Consider the following 18,399-nt stretch of genomic DNA (forward strand, 5'->3'; position numbering starts at 1 on the left):
CTTACCACCATACAGCCCAAATTTGAACCCAATTGAGCGGCTTTGGAAAGTAATGAATGAGCATATTAGGAATAATGAATATTTCGCTTCAGCGAAAGAGTTCCGAGAACGGATAAATTACTTTTTCTATGTCAAACTACCAGAAATTGCAGATACTTTAACGAGTAGAATTACTGACAACTTTCAAACGCTCACATCTGCAATTTGAATTCACTTGGGTATATTACTGAAACCGATGCCTTAAAAGAATCGAATCGCCAGTTAGCTGCAATTGGTCGCAACCTTAACCAAATTGCCAGAGTATTAAATATCGAGTTTCGTCATAGTGACAAAATCACGGCAGAAATGATCGAGCTGCTTGTCGATAGGATTGATCAACATAGCACCAAAGTTGAAGACTTGATCCAACAAGGTCATAAGCGTTGGGGAGGAGTTGCGTATTCCGGTAAAAATGAACGGCGGGGGAATAGATGTTCACCTTAGGCCGGAATATGCATATAAAAGCGCTGAGGGCTTTCCGTATTACTATGATTGAAGGCTCGATAGCTAAAGCCTCTGAAAAGATGCACTTAAGTCAATCTGCTATCAGTCGTTTGATTTCTTCTTTAGAGGGAGAACTGAAGCTTGAATTATTCTTACGTAGTGGCAGACGCTTAATCCCAACTCAACAAGCGGTTGCATTTGATCGTGAAGCACGACGAATTTTAGATAATTTAGATGAAATTAAACGTATCGCCGATGAAATACGTACTGCGCAAACTCAAAGATTAAGAGTGCTTGCCATGCCAAGAGTTGCACCGACTCTTGTTTCTCCCACCGTAAAGATTTTTTTAGCCTTGCACTCTGATGTCCATTTAAGTGTTGATGTTCGTACTCGTCGAGATGCAGAGCAATGGCTGTTAGGGAGAGAATATGACCTTGGCATTGAACCATTACCAATAAATCACCCCGATATTAATAGTGAAGTACTATTAAAAGTTCGTGCTGAAGCAATTTTGCCCTTAAACCATCCCTTGAGTGACAAGTCAGAGATCAGTGCCAGTGACTTAAAAGATGAAGCAATGATAGCGCTATTACCCAACCTGTTATTAAGGACTCAAATGGAAGATTTCTTTCATTCATAGGGGCAAGAAAAATCATTTGCATGTGAAGTTGCCTCTTCTCAGCTAGCTTGTTTTTTAGTCGCAGATGGCGCAGGGATCACTATTGCTGATTCGTTAACGGCAAAAATTGTCGATAAACAAGTTGTAACTCGCCCCATTGTGCCTGAACGCTGGATGTCCTTCGGTATTTTATATCCAAAATCGGTACAGTTATCTCATGCTGCTAAAAGCTTTATTGAATTGCTGAAATCTGATTTAGCTCACCTTGAAAATGAGCATATTCTGATTGAAGAATAGGGAACAAGTGGTGTGCTTGGTTCCCTATCGGAAATATTGTGATAGGGAATTGCTCCCCACATCATTGTTTTCCAAACTTATGATTTTTTTCTGATATCTATTGTGAATAAAAGTTGTAGGCTTTGAGCATTCCCATATTAATGGAGATTTTCACACAAAACTAAGCCGTTTTATTCCACGATATTAATTCCAACAATTAGAAGTTGTGATTGCTTAGAATTAGGCTCTTTTGATTTAGCTAATGACATTCTTCACTCTCAGTGTTTTCGAGCCTGTATATCGTTACTCCTTGCACTACACGGTTTACCTCCCCAGTTGGACAGGGGTTATCAGGTGTATGACCGCCATTGAAGGATTTGAAAAACGCGATTATCTGGCAGTAAAGAATATAGGGTAAAGCACACCATACATCATCAATCTTCTTTGGAATGTTAAGGGTTTCGCTATTTAGTTGAGTGACACTCAATGCAATACCATCGTTAACCAACTCTTTATATAAGTCTTGTTCATACAAAGAGCCGTATGGGTCACTGGATGAAAAAAGAATGATTTCGGTTTTTTGATTCACTAAAGATTTTGGTCCGTGACGAAATCCCAAAGGTGATTCGTAATAACTCATAACATCGCCAGCGGTTAGCTCTAAAACCTTTAATGCAGCTTCTTTTGCTATGCCTTGTAACCCTCCAGAACCTAAAAACACCATTCTTTTAGTTTGTAAGCTGGCTTGTGCCTTTATTCTTTCGAGCCCTTCCCCTAAAAGCCCTCTCGAAGCCAGAACCGCTGACGCCAATTGCTCTTCATCTGGTTGAAATATCGATAAACTTGCGACGATCATTGAAGTGAAGCTGCTCGTCATCGCGAAGCTTTGATCTAAGGTTGGTGAGGGTAATACCAAAGCAAACATATTTTCAGAGGATGCAGCTTTTAAGGCTAACTCACCTTCTGGATTACAAGTAATTACTAAATGGTAGCAATGTTCAATACACTGATCCGCTAATTCAACGCTCGCAACACTTTCTGGGCTACTGCCTGAACGGCCATAAGAAACCATTAGAGTCGGTCTATTTTTATGTAAATATTGCTTTGGCGAACTAACTATATCTGTAGTCGCTATAGCTTCAAATTTTCCGCTATTTTTTATGTTTAGCAAAGGAGCAAGCGTTTCTCCTATATAAGCAGAGGTGCCAGCACCGGTAAGTATGATACGTAAATCATCCAAGGCCAAAAGTGGTTTCAACCAAGCATTTATCTTTTCTTTCGAAGCATTTACCTGTTCCGTTGTTTGCAACCACATATCAGGTTGTTGTGCGATTTCTCTAGCCGTCCAATAACCATTAGCTTCTTTGAGTTTTGATTCGTTTATCGATAGGTATGAAGACATATATATTTCTAGCCTTTAATTTGATTATTGTTTCCAACACGCTTGCGCATACGCATCGGTAACTTGCTTAATTTTACTTTTGATCAAAGAAACTGGAGTAAGCTCTAATTCTTTCTTTCTTATCTGCTTATATTGTTCAGGGAAGAACTGGCTGATCAAAGGTAATGGAATAGCGCTGGAACTAAGGTTACTCAGTAGTTGGTCAACTGCAGCATTGATGCGTGGATTATTCCAGTAGTAACGGATTCGGTCGCTGTAACTGAAACGACGATAAAATTTAGATTGGTTGTTCAAAGGATAAAATTTTTGCCAACTTGTAGGATTAACCTGCATTTCTTCGTCACATACATCTCTTAAATATGAACGTTGTTCAATAGGCAACAATTCGTCTTCAATGTAAGACAAAGCAAATAGTGCTTCTCTCAATGCAAAGGTTAATTGTGGTCCTACTTTCAAAATGGCGAAGTGGTCTTGGATAAGTTGATGATAGGCCTCGTCATTCTGGTAATCAGAAGAGTGGGCTTCATAGGCTAGATTAGGGATAGTTCTAATAAACTCTTTGAGTTCAACAGCCTTACTCGGTTGATAATCAACGATACCGATATGATCAAATTCAACGCCAGGCTGAACAACTAACCCTATTACTCGTTCCCAAGCTTCAGATAACGAGAGTTTCTCAAACGCTTTTTTGTGTAACTCGATTGTTTTATTTACGCGAGCAATAGGGGTTGGATCGACCGTAGAAAGTTCTTCGCTTGCACCTCCTGGCGGAGGAACTTCGGTCCCAACAACATAAACAATGTCACTAGTACCAAAGTGTTTCATAGCTGTTTTTTCTGCAATCATACATAGATGAGCGGCTCTTTGAGCGACAATTTCATCATCTAATATTTCAGGATCATCAGCACAACCCATACTAGTATCTAGATGAATTTTTTTGAAACCAGCTGCAACATAACTTTCAATCAATGTTTCTGATTTAGCCATTGCTAACTTTGAAGGCTCATTTACCCAGCAAACAGGCCCAAGGTGATCACCACCTGCTATTATGGCTTCTTTAGGAAAATCTAACTTAGCTGCAATAGCGAAGACAAACTCAAGGAATTCATTAGGCTTCATTCCTGTATAACCACCAAATTGATTCACTTGATTCGCAGTCGCTTCAATTAGTAGAGGGGTTCCGTCTTGCTTCGCCTGTTCTATGGCAGATTCAATGACTAGAGGATGAGCAGAGCAAATAGAGTAAAGCCCATTTGCTTTACCTCTTTTATTTGACTGTATTATAGAGCGAATATCTTTCATTACCTTTCAACTTATTTTTATCTTTTGAAAGACAATACAATACCCTTCACAAGCTTTCAAACACTTTCAATTGCTTTTGGTATTTTTGAGGATATTTTCACTTAAAGGAGCAAACATTTAAATATACAAACAAACGGGAATAGCAGATGTGTGCACAACCAAGTAGTGAGACACATCATTACTATGAAGAGAAGGAGGGTTAATCTACGATGATTAATTTGACATTAGCGTTTGCAGCAAAGGTTTTATACGATTCAGGTATTTTACTATCTGTAATTAATACATCTATGGCCGATAAATTTAAAATGATATGAAAGCCGCTTTTAGCAAATTTAGAAGAATCAGCAACGACTATTATCTGCTTTGCCGACCTACACATCACTCTATTAAGCGATGCTTCTTGTTCGAAATGTGTTGTAATCGAAGCCGTATCATCAATTCCATCAACACCTAAAATAAGCTTGTCGAAACGTAGGTTTTCAAGGCTAGCCTCAGCTTGCCGCCCATAAAAAGATAATGATTTTTGACGTAACTTACCACCAGTCATCATGACTTCAACATCACTTAAGTTGGCTAACTCATTGGCTATATTTAGGCCATTAGTCATAACAACAAGATCTTTATGTGATCCTAATTTTTTTGCCACCTGCTCGGTTGTTGTGCCCGAATCAAGCAATAATACTTCACCATCGTTTATAAGCTTTATCGCCGCGTCAGCAATTTTTCCTTTGATAACATTGTTTTCACAATGCTTTTCTTTTACTGAAAGTTCTTTTGCTATATTTTTCGCAGCAATCGCACCACCTCTGGAACGGATCAATAATCTCTTGTTATCCAAATCATTAAGATCTGCTCTAATGGTCACTGTTGAAACGTTGAATTTTTCAGCTAGCGTTTGAACTTCTAGCCTCCCTACTTCATTGATCATATTAACGATTTCGTTTCGTCTCTCTATTGTGCTTAGCATAAATAATGGTTTTTATTTTGAAAGTAATAGTATGTTATCAATTCAAGCCACTACAAACAATGAAAGTAAATGAAAGCAGCTTTACTCTCATTGATAACATTAACCGATTTACTATATCTTTCTTACGATGAGAACTCTTAAGCATAAATAGGAAGCGCTCTTATACCGTTCACATCAATTAACTGTGTTATAGGGAAGCATTAGCGAAGGAAATACAAGGCGCAATGACGAATCATAGCCTTAGCTATGGTGAGGAATTGCAACGATGTAGTTGCAAAGCTAAGGTTTTAACTAAGACATAGTTAATTGGTACGAACGGTATTATTTGGTAGCTTCTACATGAAAGAAGGCTTAAGGTTCGTCCTTGCAATAAAAAAGCAGCGCCAAATGTGAACTCGGCGCTGCTTCCTATAATAAGCTTATTTAGCGTTTAGCTTTGGCGACGACGCATCCAAACAAGTGGGAGTAGCAGTGCAATTAAACCACCTAAACTACCTGAGCTCTTAGGCTTAGTCCAACCTGGCTCTTCTTCATTTTTCACTTGAATGTTAACAGCCTTACTGAAGCTTTCACCGTCAACCATTGCCGTAAGTTCGAACGCTAGAACTTGGTCAATGTCGATTTTAGGTGAAGTTACATCAAGTTTTAGGCCGTTAGCAGTAAAGGTTGCAGTTTGTCCAGATACTTGCTTCCAGCTGTATGTGATCCCTTCTGGAGCATCAGCGACAGTCGCAGTAATAGATGTTTTCTCACCTTCTTTGATGTCAGCCTTACCTGCAAACTCTACTTTTAGATCAAGCGGAATATTTTTCACCTTGACGCTAACCGCTTTGGTGGTATCCAAAGTGCCGTTACTGATAGTGAGTTCAAAACTAAACGTTTGGTCGGCTTTAACCTTTGGTGCCGTTAGAGACAGTGTAGCCTTATCGCCTACCGCTGTTTTCTTTTCGCCAACAATTTGCTCCCACTTATAAGTAAGAGTATCGTTTTCGCCAGCTTTGATTTTAGAAGCATCTAAAGTATATGCAGTGCTTTCATTTACACTTTCAGGCGCAACAATATCACCTTCAACAACTAAACCTGGGTTTGGATCGTCATTACAGGCTGCACCATATACATCACGTACTAATTCAGGACGGTCAATGAATGGGTTACGGTTACCTTGGTATTTGTAAACCTCGTTATTACGGTTCTTTTCGAAGTCAGAAACAGGATCTTGTTTATGCCAAGCATACAGATCACACAAAGTACCAATCAGTGGTTTATCGTCTTCTTCTGAAGTTGTTAAACGATTCACAATAGCCAGATCTGGCATCTTGGTTGTCGCGGTATCTTTACCTTGATAGCGAGTGTCCATGTACATGATCATACGCGCCACATCGCCTTTAACTTCATCACGAGGCTCCCAGCAATCCTTAGCTTTGTCTAAGTAGTTACCAGTGCCAGAACCGTTGAATTGTACTTCTTCACCAGAGTCACTACATTCGCCGAAGTCATTGTTGCTTCGCGCAGTATTGATGCCAGGATCCGATGGACGTAAATGGTGAGCATCGGTATAGCCCCATTGGTCCTTACTAGGGAAGCCATGACTCTTAGCCCAAACATGTTCGCGGTTCCACTTACCTGTACCACTTCCACCTTGCTGGTTGTCAAGCTTAGAAATGGAAGCTCCGGTATAGATCTCAATAACATTTTTATCGTTAGTTGGATCTTGATCAGCGTAGGTTAATACACTCCATACTTGCCCATAAGTCAGTTGCTTATGATCTTTAGCAATAATCGTAGATAAAGCATTCTTAAGATCTTCAGGTTTATCAAAGTCACCACTCAATACATCTGAATAGTAAATATCGCCATTGAATTTAGTTGGGTCGGCAACCGGCGTTAAGGTTTCACAGTTAGTACACGGACCTAGTTCCGGCGTTGGAGACGGCGGCGGAGGCGTCGTTGAACCGTCACATTTAGCTTCGCCAGCACAGCCAAGACCATCAGAAGTATTAATATCGAATACGGCCCATTGATTGTTAGTTCCAGGGAAGTCAGCTTCAGCTACGGTATCGCCTGTAGTTACATTGGCTTTGCGACGTAACGTTTTATTTGCTGTGGAGAAATTAGCATCGTTTGGATCAGTCCATGCAGAACCGGGATCTTCCCCACGTTTACCAAAACGATCGATAACAACATCGTCTTTAGTCAATACAAGCGCATCATCACCATTAAAGTAAGTTACAGTAGAGGCTTTTCCTTTTTTAAATGCATCTTCAGCGCCAGAGTTATGGAATACCAGACTTTTTCCTGGTTCTAGAGTGCCTGTCAATGTCTCAGTGTTACCTGGTTCAGTTTTACCGTTACCAAATAGAGTTAGCTTGTAAACACTCGCGTCGAGATCAATAGCCTTACCGCCAATGTTCGAAATCTCGATGGCTTTGTTATTGCTGCTGCCTTCTATATATTCAGTAATCAAAAGTATGCCAGGGCTGGCTTCAGAACTACAAGCACTTTCACCGGAGCAGCCAAGACCGTCTGAAGTGTTATTATCAAATACTAACCATTGATCGCCATTTGGAAAGGCTGCTGCTGCATCAGTATCACCTGTAGTCACACTAGCTTTTCGGCGCAAGGTTTTATTGGCGCTTGAGAAGTCAGCATTATTTGGATCTGTCCATGCAGAGCCCGGATCTTCTCCTAATTTACCAAAGCGATCAATTACAGCACCATCTTTGGTTAAGACGATAGTATCATCGCCATTAAACCAGGTTATCTCAGATGCTGTTCCGATTTTAAACTCATCGGCAGCATTAGAATTGTGGTAGACGATACTTTTTCCAGCCTCTAATGTGCCAGTTAGTGTTACCGTTTTTCCGACTTCTGTTTTGCCATTAAAGTACAGGTTTAATTTGTAAACGTTAGCATCCAAGTTGATGGCGCTACTGCCTCGATTGGATACCTCTATTGCTTTGTTGCTTGAGCTGCCTTCTACGTATTCAGTAATTACTAGATTGGCGTTAGCCGCCGTAGAAAATGCGCCCAAAGCCATAGCTGTCGCCGCAGCTACTGCGCTCATTTTAATTCTCATAATCATATTCCTTTTGAATCTTTGAAAAAATGCCAGCGTATGAGCTGGCATTTATAATCAAGAACGTCGTTTATTTGCGAATACGACGGCGTAGTGCTGCTAATCCGAACAGAGATAACAAGCTGATAAAGCCAGCGCTGCCTGCTTTACCATTTCCGCCAGTATGATCTGGTTCTTCTTCAACAATGTCAGCAATCAAAGAGTCACGGCTTGATACATCCGCTTGGAATGACTGTTCAGAACCTTCAACAACTTCGCCGTTACGCTTAATGCTTACGGTCACATTGAAAAGAGCAGATGGAGCACCAAACACTTCAAAGTTAATCAAAGCTGTGTTGTCTTTAGAAATCACCACATTCGGAAGTACCATTTGGGTCAAGTCTAAGCGCTCTTCATCGTTATCTGGCTTCATGCTGATAACCGCAACATCACCTTTTTGAGTCTTAACATTCGCAGGGATTTGATAAGGCACTCTGATTAGCTTTCTTAGTTTTGGAAGCTTCAAAGGTACGTCTTTATCTGCATCACCAGGCTTATAGCTAAGGCTGATGAGTGCTGGGTCGTGATCTGACGCACGATAGATGTCATTCTCATAGAACTTATGGCTCAAGGTACCAATTTGAGTCGCAATGTTAGTTGCACCTTTAAAGCGGTTTTGATAGTCATACAAGCCAGTCTCAGCGGCATTTACATGCCAGTCAGTAGCATCAATCACGCGATCTTTTAGCGAAGGCGAAACCAAGATGTGGTCAAGTGAACCAATTTCATCACTGAAAGAGTAACTCCAAGGCGTCTTACCTTTTTCTTTGAACTTTTCAGCAACAATGTCAATGTAGCCGTAAGTTTTAGAGATAGTTACAGGAGAACCATCTTCATTAAACTGAGGCTTAGGTCCAAGGAAAGTGTGGCTAGCGGTAACAATGGTTTTGTTACGTGGGTTCTCGGTAAGTACTAGAACTGGATCTTCTTTTCCGTAGGCATTCAAGTCACCAAGGATGATCTTGTCGCCTGGAATGTCTTCCATTTCTTCACCTAAGTGTACGGCACCGGCTACACGGAACTCTGCACAAGAACCTTGGTAATCTAGATCTGGTGCAGTACGGTTATTCCAAGTCGTTGCATCACCAAACTCAACACCTTGCCACTCTTCCCAACATGTTGAGCCTTTTGACTTAAGGTGGTTAACGGCAAGGGTTAGACGCTTACCGGTTTGGTTAACAATAAAGGTTACCACTAGGGCATCACGGTGATAGTTTTGACCATTTTCAAGAATTTCTTGGTTCTGATCTTTGATCACTTCGCCTAAGTCGTTAACAATGGTTGGTGCCTTTTGCTGAGGCATCTTGATAACGCGAGTACGTTCAATACTCAACTTACTTGGACGGTAGATAATACCTGTTGCAATAGCGTCAGAACCAATCGCGTCAAGCTTATCCAGTCTTTGGTTGCCGTTGTTGTCGAAACCAACGAATACGTAACGGTTTTCTGTAGAGTTAGGGCCGTTATAATCACGAGCGCGCTCATCTACATATTTAACGTTAACTTGGTTTACGATTTCTGCAATCGCACTGTCATCACCAAAACCGTTGTTTTCGATTTCCATCAACGCCATAACATCAGCATCTTGCGCACGGATGATTTCGACAAGTTTCGCTCTTTGGTTCAGGTATTCATCGTGACTGTCAGCACCACGGCTTTGACCAAATCTATTGTTATCGCCACCAAATGGAGAGTTAAAGAAGTTAAACAAGTTTTGGCTAGAAACGCGGATAGCGAAGTCATCACCCGTTACTGTATCTTTAAGATCTGGCTTGTCAGTACGTGGTAAGTTGTGAATAAAGTTTTCACTGGTCAAATCGTTAGTAATGGTCAAACTGTAGTCTTGATCATACTTTCTAGGATTAGTTCCCGGAATCAACTCAGTCTCGTATTGACTGATCACACCTTGCGCATTAACTAGGCTATCGTCGATACGAATGTAGTTTTTGTGTGGGTCTTCATTAAAACCTTTGTAATACGGTAATGTAGTACCATTTGAACGAGTCGAACTTTCAATCACTAAACGATAGTCATTGTTTTGCTCATAGGCTGCCTTCGATTCAGGGCTACCAGCTACATGTAAGTGGTTAGGCTGCAAGTTCGGACGCTTATAAGCTGCTACCATGTTGTTTCGGCGGTGACTATTTTGCAGGAAGTTATAGCTGAAGCTACGAGTAATACGCATATCTTGGTTGCCATCAGTCTCAGGATCGATATCTGTTGGCAAGTTAACCAGCATACCTTCGTAACGTTCTAGGGTTTTATCAAAAGAGCCGTTATCAGAAGCGATAACTTGTATGTCGGTAGGTTCTGTCGCTATGTTGGTATCAGTCACATTCCAGCTAAATGCAGTGTCTGCAGATAGTTGAGTTTGACCTTCAAATTCAGCGACTTTACTACCGATACAAATCGTTTGACCGACCTTAAGATCTTTAGCTGCACTTGATTTAACGAAGATACCATCAGAAGTTTCAGGGTCGTTGTCAGAAACAATATTGCGAAGATAGAAACCTTCATTAGGGATTGAGACTTTAGCAGAAATGATACCTTCTACCGCAACCTTTTCATCTGACTCTGTTTTACCTTCCGCAATTAAAGGAGATTTAAAACCTGAACCTTGAACTTCGCTTGGAGACTTGATTTCACTTTTATCACTAGGACAAGTGAATATGTCCATAATGTCTTTAGCATCAGCATCTGGCAGATTAGGCGCACCTACTGTATTGGTTCGCATTGGCATAATGTTTTGCCATTTAGATGCATCGAAAGTTGCTGATTGCGAAGGAGCACTACCATCGACTGCTTTTTTACGACGCAATGTAGTGTTTGTCGCCCATTTCTCTTTGTTTTCTGAAGCACCTACACGGTCAACAATTTTGTCACCAACTTTAATGTAGAAACCGTCATCACCATTTAAAGAAAGGTGATTATATTTTTTAGGTCGATAAGGAGAGACAATGACCTTAGCATCTTTAGCGAAAGATTTTCTAAATTCTTCTGAAGAACGATTTTCAACAATAACTAAGGAAGCGTTAGGTGCTAATATTTGACCATCTAATAACGGTTTTCCATCTGCATCTAACAATACATTGTTGTAATTCTTTCCGCGGCTATTTGCTCCGTGCACATAGAACTCTATGCCCGTTAAGTTTAGCTCTGTTGTACCTGTATTCGTGATCTCAATAGTCCCAACTTTAGGATCGCTGGCTTGGGTCATTTCAGTGATCAGTAGATCTTCGACACCAGCGTGGGCACCCATGCTGATGGTGCTAGCAATCGCTAGCGATAAGAAACTTTTTTTCATAATGAACTCTATAAAACTTGGATTAGATTCGGACTAGAAATACATACGCGCGTATGCGTATGCTGCTTCAGGCGCTTCACCCGCTCGACCTTCTAAAGACAGTACGATGTCTTTTGCAGGGCGGAAGTTGAAACCTAAGCTTGCCCAGCGGCGGTCTTTACCGTGCTGTGGAGGCAGTTTCGTATAGTCATAGTTAGGGCTGATCAAATCCCAGCCTTCATACTCTTCGTGATTTACAGAGCTGATAATTTCCCAACGATCGTTGAGATCATATTTAGAGCTAATGGTTAAGCCAATATTGCGGAATGTTTGGTAATCTAGGAAAACCTTACCACTTTTACGCGTTGATAAGTCTTCATCTTCTAGGAAGGCATTGATACCAAATGATAAATTTGACATCACTTTATAGCGAGCACCTAAACCGATTTGCTTTTGCTTACCGTATTTAGAGATACCGTCAGAGCCACCACGAGTTTCTAAACCAATAACGACAGATACTGTGTCTGACATCCAACCAACATAACCATTGATGATGTCACCTTGCAGCTTACCGCTTTTATGCTCACCCTCATAAGAGTACGAAGCACCAGCGATTAGGTTTTCGAATTTCGCTTGATATTTTACAGTGTTCTCTTGATCACCTGCTTCACCCGTTTCAACTGCTTTGTTGAACGTGAAGTCACCAAAGTGATCGTAATCATCGAATGCGGTGTCGGTTAAACCAAACTCTACCCATTGCTCGTCAGTGATGTTGTAACCGACATACATTTTGTCGATAGCAAGTTCGAATTCACCGTCGCCACCTAGCCAGTTACGACGTTGGTAATCAAGCTCAAGGCGATAAGTAAATTGTTGACGTTTACCAGTTACACCAAGTGTTGCGAAGCTATCATCGACATAGCCTTTAGTGTCAAAAAATTCATCGTGGTTATATTTTGCATTGGTAGCAAAGTGACCACCTACGCCGACTTCACCAAACAAGCGAACGTGATCACCATTTTTATCACCATGTAGCACTACAGCGCTCGCTGAACCAGCACTTAGTATTGCTGCTGTAGCGATTGCAATTGTTGATTTGTTTAACATTACTTCTACTTCCAATTAGTAATTTCAGCTAATAGCTGAAAGAAAAACTCACAATTAAAATTGTTAATTAACTTTTAGATTGCTTGCTGTTTTAGTAGGTAGGAACTTGATGATGAAAACTCTGGTATTTTTATTACATACTGCATATTTTCAACCCCATTATTTTAATAATACCGCTACTTTATTAATGTAACGTGCGCGTGAATTTTACAGATATTTAACGCAAATAAAAGGGTATTAGAAAGGCAATTCACAAGCTTCTTAGAGACGATTTATCATACAATATTTTTTCAGCGAACAGGTGTAACCATTTAACAACAAGATAAACCTTAAAATTCACTTTACTCCCTCCAAAAACAATACGTATAACCATTTGTATTGCAAAAAACTTTTTTTGAGAAAATTTTTAACTACGCAATTAGATAGAATACAGAACAAGAAACTAGCAGCACATGTTATTGCTTCTTAAAGTATATCTGTAAGCAGATAACGCTATAATAACCCTTCATTTAATAATGAATTATGTGAAGTAACGCTTTTTTTATATTGACTCAGTATTGATAACTCAACCTAGTAAAAATTATTATCGGCTCATTTACATAATAAGCACTGCCATGAACCGTATACTTAACGATTGAAGTCCAATCAGCTCTCTTAGCGAGTCTTTTCTAACGGGAAACATAAGCATCGTGTCGATTCTTGCCTTGAACAAATGTTCAAATTACTATGTATAGCTATATGTGAATTAACATAAGAACAAGGAAGTTAATGTGCGAATAAGACAATTAGGGTTAGCGTGTTTTGTTCTTTTTATTAGTAACGTCGTCAGCGCCGAAAATATTTTTACTCCCTTCCCTGACAGTAAACTCAAAGAGTCTGAACAAAGTCACTTCATCCATAAAAAATTTATTGGTGCAATTGAAAAAGGGAAAATCAAACCTCTGGTCAAATCTGGGGCATTAGAACGCTTTGGTTATGTAGTGGATCGTTCTCACGAACCCAGCAATATTTTTCAAAACCATCTTGAGCAACTCAAAAAACAGAATGCCGAGATAATATTTACTTGTCAGCCAAAAGCTGTGGACGACTCAAAAAAATTGAACGTTTTTTAGATCCTCTTCAATCCATCGGAAGTGATCATACACATGTCATAACGGCTAAATTAAATAAAAACAATCAGATTTTTTATGTCTCTGTACTCGTATTCGCTTGGGCACGAGAGTCTCAATTGAATATTTCCGTGCTACATGAAAAGCCTGAGCCATTAGATCTAATTTCAGTAAATGAGCAAGCTATTAAGTTGGCTGCTAAAGAAAAAGAGTTTGAATCTAGACAACATAAAGATGAACGTAGCAGCGCTGATCATCCCATGTTTGGGCGCTTACAAGGCGCTTATATTCGCAATTATGTCGCAAATAACTATGTAAAAACACAACTTCTCAAGGGCGTTAAAAACAATCGCTATGAGTTAATGTCCATGGAGGGCAAACTCACTTATATCAACTATCGATTACCAAGAGGGTATTCGGAGTATGAGGTTTTTCGAAATTACCAGCAGGCTTTTAACAAGCTAGGGTTTAAGCAAATCTTCCACTGTAAAGGCATTGATTGTGGTAAGCAGAAAATGCTGGCAAAAAAATTAGATTTACTGGCAACCATAGGCAACGATGAAAGCAAGTTTTACACCACTTACATGCTCGAACGTCCCAATGGTAATATCTATGCTCACAATTATGTTATTGGTTTCAAGGGTGGGCTTTGGACTGAGTTAAAAATTGTTGAAACAAAGCCATTAAATACGGATAGAGTCGCCTTTGATGCTGACGGTTTGAGTCAAAGTATTCAGGCTACAGGTCATGCAAGTCTTGATGGTTTATTATTTAAGTTCGATAGCGATGAACTTTTGCTTGAGTCAGTACCTTTACTATCTGAGCTCGCCAGTTATCTAAAAAAATACCCCAAGTTAACGTTTTACGTAGCTGGTCATACTGATGACCGAGGTAAGCGCTCCTACAATCAATTATTATCTGAACGCCGTGCTAACAGAGTTGTTCAACTACTGATTGACTCACACAAGATTCCTAAATCTCAATTAACCGCCATTGGTATTGGTGAATATGTACCTGTAGCGAATAATCAAACTGCTGAGGGTCAAAAGCAAAATCGACGGGTTGAATTAGTGCTTAGAAGCGACAACAAATAAAACCTCAATATCTTCTATTTAGGCTCTTTTGATTTGCAAGAGCCTATCTTCACAATCATTATTTAATCTGAGCTCTGTATAAAGAAATCAGTACTGTTTTGCACTTAACTCGATATTTTTCAAAAAACACGATAAAAACCACCTATTTTTTAATAGGTTAACGCACTATATCCACAAAATTAAAACTCGATCATATAGTTGGCATAAAGCCTAATTGGAGGCTAGGTTTAAAGCATCAACTGATTTTAGAAGGATTTAGTTATGTCAGCTATTAGTTTAAGAGAAGTGCAAGAACACCTTATCGTACACATTGCCGAAAAAGGGAATTATGCACTGAATTGCAACACCAAAATTGAAATGCCCAACGGCAAAAAATATGAAGTTGAATTTGATGAAAATTCGGAAAAATTTAAAGTCTCAAGAATAAGAAATAAAAACATGGGAATGCGTGAGCGCATTAGCGACTGGATTAAATCATCAATTTTTCGTTTTTTTGGTAAACGAACCACAGATCACATTCAAAGGTCACTCAATAACCCAGCAGCATTAAAGTACACTGCCCGCTTGAATGCTACTTTTGCTTATTCTTCTAAGGCAAGTGGTTTGAGAAATGCACCTCATTTTACAGATAGGGAACATGAAGAATATGAATTCCTCCATCTCAATCATGCCACTTATCGAGAAAAAGCATATGAGAGTATAACTGCTAGGTTAATGGACGTTTACGGTCTATGGGATGACGTAGAAGAAGATGCTGACTTGGCTGAAAATACTGTTAAAGAATAACTCAACTATCCATTTCAGCTTTATCTTCACCTGGCGATAGAGTTCAGGAAACAATATGGATAAACCTGTCTCTATCGCATTAAACTAGCTGACATTTGATAAAACGACGGCCTAATCTAGTTAAGTTGTACCAAATGCTCACCATTGCAGATTCAGCCTCATTTTCAATGTGAATCATTTTTGGTATGTATCAAAGCTTCACCCTTTCCCCTTCATTCAAAATATATAGCGGTACGCTTGAACTCATTTTCTTGTGCATATGCAGTAATCTTAATAGTGGAGAATGGCTACTTTTATCCCCCATTTTCCAACTGTTATTGCCATACCCCCAAGGGATAATTACTTTGCATTCAAGTTCGTCTGCTGCAACTAAAGCATCTTCAGGTGTTAAATGCACATATCGATACCAATCACCATTTTCTTCATGATGATAAGAAGCAATAGGCATCAAGCAAATATCTATGGCGCCATAACGTTTCCTGATATCACTAAAGTGCTTTGAATAGCCTGTATCACCTGCAAAAAATAGCTTTTTACCATTATGCTCAACTATCCAGCCGCCCCACAAGCTTTGATTAAAATCGTTGTAAATAAAAGGAACAAGAATACGCCCACTAAAGTGATTAGCTGGCACAAAATGCACCGAAGTATTATGAATATTGGTTGAGGAATACCACGCCATCTCATTGATCAAATAACGGTCGTTATCAAAATGCTTGGCAAAACCTAGAGGAACTAAATGCTGAATGTCTCGATCCATGTTGTCGATATCAGACTTATTGAAGTGATCATAATGAATATGAGAATACATTACGGCATTGACGTCTTTCAGTTGCTGTTCAGAAAGCCACTTCTTGGGCTCGTTACGATATATACCACCTGTCAGCCAATGAGCAAAACCAACGGGTGAATCAAATTGTTTAGTGACCGGGTCAAATAACAAACTGGTTTCACTGGACGTTTTAATATGAAAACTCGCGTGGCCTAGCCATTGAACCTCAAAGCCTGTCGACAATGTAACTGCTTCATTCTTTCCAATAAAAACACAATTTTCAGCTTTTGATTGGCATTGTACTTCTATAGATTGAGGGTAGCAGTCTTGCTCACAAGTGACAGGATAAATGCGATCTTTTATTTTGACTGGATATAAATTTTGAAAGACATGTTGATTGGTGTTTTTTTGGTATTTAATTACCGAATTATCATCAATTAATTTTTGTACTTGATTGGTATTTGAACATGCAATTAGTAACATTCCCAGCAGATAGCAGAAACAAAGCCGTGTCATTTAACTTCCCTTTTCAATTTGTTGTAGTGACGATTCAAGGTTTCTAAAAAAACGTCACCATTTACAAGTACACAAAGTAACACATACCTAACTACCAAATAGAGCAAAACATTTAATTATGTTTAATCAGGGTTAAACCAATACTTAATCAACAAAAACCAGTGATTCACTAAAATTAAGTCAATAGTTTAATATTTTATGGAAGTAGTTTAATGGCTCATGCTGTACAACCCGAAACCCCGCCAAGCAACTCTTATGCTTCAGCACTTATTAACAACTCTCAAATTACAACTCAAACTCCATCCGAGAAGTTTTTTGAGATGATATATAAAAAAATACAGGTATGTTTCCATCAAAGTCAATTAAAAGAAGTTAAGCGGCTCATTACGGAATTAACCGATATACAAAGACTTAAAATTAACGAACCCTATACAATAATTTGCCAAATGTCAGCCATTCATAACCTCAGACTGCTTGCAAGACCCAATGAGCAAAATAAATTCATTGTTGAATTCGAACACAATGAAGAAAGCTGCCAGCTAACTTTTAGTTATCGAATAGAAAATATTACTGATGGTATAGTTGTAGAACTTCCAACGTTGAAATCGTCTGTCTCAAATAGAACATACTTTTGTGTCACTTTTGACTACAAGCAATTAAGCGATCCTATTTCACATTCTGCCCCTTCGGAACTTTTTCTTACTCAACTCGATGGTCTCATCGCCTTTTCTGCAAATATCCATTGCAGTCAAGAAAGCAATGTTCCTGTTATCGATAGAGATTGCCTACTTGGATGGCAAGAGGCAATGGAGCAGATTTACAATTTAAAAGAAAACTATCTTAAAGAACAAAAAATGCTGCAAGATTATGAACGGCAGAAGTTAGAGAAGCATCACCAACAAAATCCTCAGCACTACTCTCAGCCAACGGCTACAAAAACGACCAAGGTTAAAGTATCTGAAGTACAGCCAAGCACTCAGGCAACAAGAGCAACTTTTGACCAACAAGCAACTTCGACAATAGCACGCCGTAACTCTGAAACCGCATCTTCTTCATCTAAACAGATACCAAAAGGCTTAACAAAATTCTATTTCGGTAAATTGGAAGAATTAAGCTTTAAAGATTTGGAATATGTACATTTGAGGTTTAAATGTTATCTAAGACAAAAGACTAACGCCTCACAGCTAGTTATAAAAACATTTTTGGGCACTCTAGAAGGAAATACCAAAAGAACTTGCATCATAATCTTACAAGACTTTAACAACTTAATATCAGAGCATCCAAAGTCATCTTGGGCTATGTCACGATTACTGATTAATTTTCTAAAAGGTTTTTTATCGTCAGAGGAAACTAGAGAGTACTGTATTAGCCATAACCCTTTAGAAATAGCTAAATGGCTGTCTGAGATAGAAGAAAAGGAAAAAAAGTTTATCCCCGCCTCTAAATTAAGTTAAAAACCTAAGTGACTATTTGGGTAACCTGCTATAGGTTCTGCACCTGAAATGGTAGAACGCGCTGTAAAGGCTGCACGTAAAGGCGTTTAACCCAGCGCTGAAAAGCATAAAGC

The 18,399-nt window shown here is 39.3% G+C and carries 13 protein-coding genes and 1 pseudogene; 7 read left to right on the plus strand and 7 right to left on the minus strand.

Annotated features, from left to right (window positions below; all coding sequences use genetic code 11):
- The 3 genes and pseudogenes from D5018_RS13655 to D5018_RS13665 all read left to right on the plus strand — a co-directional run.
- On the plus strand, positions 1-208 hold a 208-nt coding region (locus tag D5018_RS13655; protein WP_207819310.1), incomplete at its 5' end, for a transposase.
- Entirely contained in the window at positions 205-483 is a 279-nt protein-coding gene (mobC, locus tag D5018_RS13660) for a plasmid mobilization relaxosome protein MobC (protein ID WP_243637442.1), read from the plus strand. The genes D5018_RS13655 and mobC, both read left to right, overlap by 4 nt.
- A gap of 8 nt (positions 484-491) precedes the next feature.
- Positions 492-1,400, plus strand: a pseudogene (locus tag D5018_RS13665) (LysR family transcriptional regulator).
- 238 nt (positions 1,401-1,638) lie between these two features.
- Here D5018_RS13665 and D5018_RS13675 read toward each other — a convergent pair.
- From D5018_RS13675 to D5018_RS13700, 6 genes are all read right to left on the minus strand, one after another.
- Positions 1,639-2,781: an SIS domain-containing protein gene (locus D5018_RS13675; protein WP_121839560.1), complete on the minus strand. Its 1,143-nt coding sequence runs from the start codon at positions 2,779-2,781 to the stop codon at positions 1,639-1,641.
- 24 nt (positions 2,782-2,805) lie between these two features.
- The gene (locus tag D5018_RS13680; RefSeq protein ID WP_121839561.1) at positions 2,806-4,083 is read right to left on the minus strand and encodes a D-tagatose-bisphosphate aldolase, class II, non-catalytic subunit; all 1,278 of its coding nucleotides are present in this window, start codon (positions 4,081-4,083) and stop codon (positions 2,806-2,808) included.
- A 199-nt stretch (positions 4,084-4,282) separates the two neighbouring features.
- Entirely contained in the window at positions 4,283-5,050 is a 768-nt protein-coding gene (gene agaR, locus D5018_RS13685) for a transcriptional repressor AgaR (RefSeq protein ID WP_121839562.1), read from the minus strand.
- Positions 5,051-5,480: 430 nt separating this feature from the next.
- Complete coding sequence (locus D5018_RS13690; RefSeq protein ID WP_165905069.1) at positions 5,481-8,126, minus strand: endonuclease; 2,646 nt, start codon at positions 8,124-8,126, stop codon at positions 5,481-5,483.
- A gap of 70 nt (positions 8,127-8,196) precedes the next feature.
- On the minus strand, positions 8,197-11,469 hold the full coding sequence (locus tag D5018_RS13695; RefSeq protein WP_121839564.1) for an ExeM/NucH family extracellular endonuclease: 3,273 nt from the start codon (positions 11,467-11,469) through the stop codon (positions 8,197-8,199).
- 33 nt (positions 11,470-11,502) lie between these two features.
- Positions 11,503-12,555, minus strand: coding sequence for a TonB-dependent receptor (locus tag D5018_RS13700; protein ID WP_121839565.1), 1,053 nt, complete (start codon positions 12,553-12,555; stop codon positions 11,503-11,505).
- A 770-nt stretch (positions 12,556-13,325) separates the two neighbouring features.
- Between D5018_RS13700 and D5018_RS13705 the strand changes: the two genes are divergently transcribed.
- From D5018_RS13705 to D5018_RS13715, 3 genes are all read left to right on the plus strand, one after another.
- On the plus strand, positions 13,326-13,667 hold the full coding sequence (locus D5018_RS13705) for a hypothetical protein (RefSeq protein ID WP_121839566.1): 342 nt from the start codon (positions 13,326-13,328) through the stop codon (positions 13,665-13,667).
- A complete protein-coding gene (locus D5018_RS13710; RefSeq protein WP_133309295.1) occupies positions 13,619-14,758 on the plus strand; it encodes an OmpA family protein in 1,140 nt (379 codons plus the stop codon). The genes D5018_RS13705 and D5018_RS13710 overlap by 49 nt, the downstream gene beginning before the upstream one ends.
- A 261-nt stretch (positions 14,759-15,019) precedes the next feature.
- Positions 15,020-15,544: a hypothetical protein gene (locus D5018_RS13715; protein ID WP_121839568.1), complete on the plus strand. Its 525-nt coding sequence runs from the start codon at positions 15,020-15,022 to the stop codon at positions 15,542-15,544.
- Positions 15,545-15,734: 190 nt separating this feature from the next.
- Here D5018_RS13715 and D5018_RS13720 read toward each other — a convergent pair whose 3' ends face one another.
- On the minus strand, positions 15,735-16,832 hold the full coding sequence (locus tag D5018_RS13720; protein WP_207819313.1) for an MBL fold metallo-hydrolase: 1,098 nt from the start codon (positions 16,830-16,832) through the stop codon (positions 15,735-15,737).
- 212 nt (positions 16,833-17,044) lie between these two features.
- On the opposite strand from D5018_RS13720, the gene D5018_RS13725 reads away from it, so the two are divergent.
- Positions 17,045-18,286 (plus strand): hypothetical protein, encoded by a 1,242-nt coding sequence (locus tag D5018_RS13725; RefSeq protein ID WP_121839570.1) that lies wholly within the window; start codon positions 17,045-17,047, stop codon positions 18,284-18,286.
- Positions 18,287-18,399: the final 113 nt, after the last annotated feature.

It is taken from the genome of Parashewanella curva (assembly GCF_003675895.1).
In the GTDB taxonomy this organism is placed as follows: domain Bacteria; phylum Pseudomonadota; class Gammaproteobacteria; order Enterobacterales; family Shewanellaceae; genus Parashewanella; species Parashewanella curva.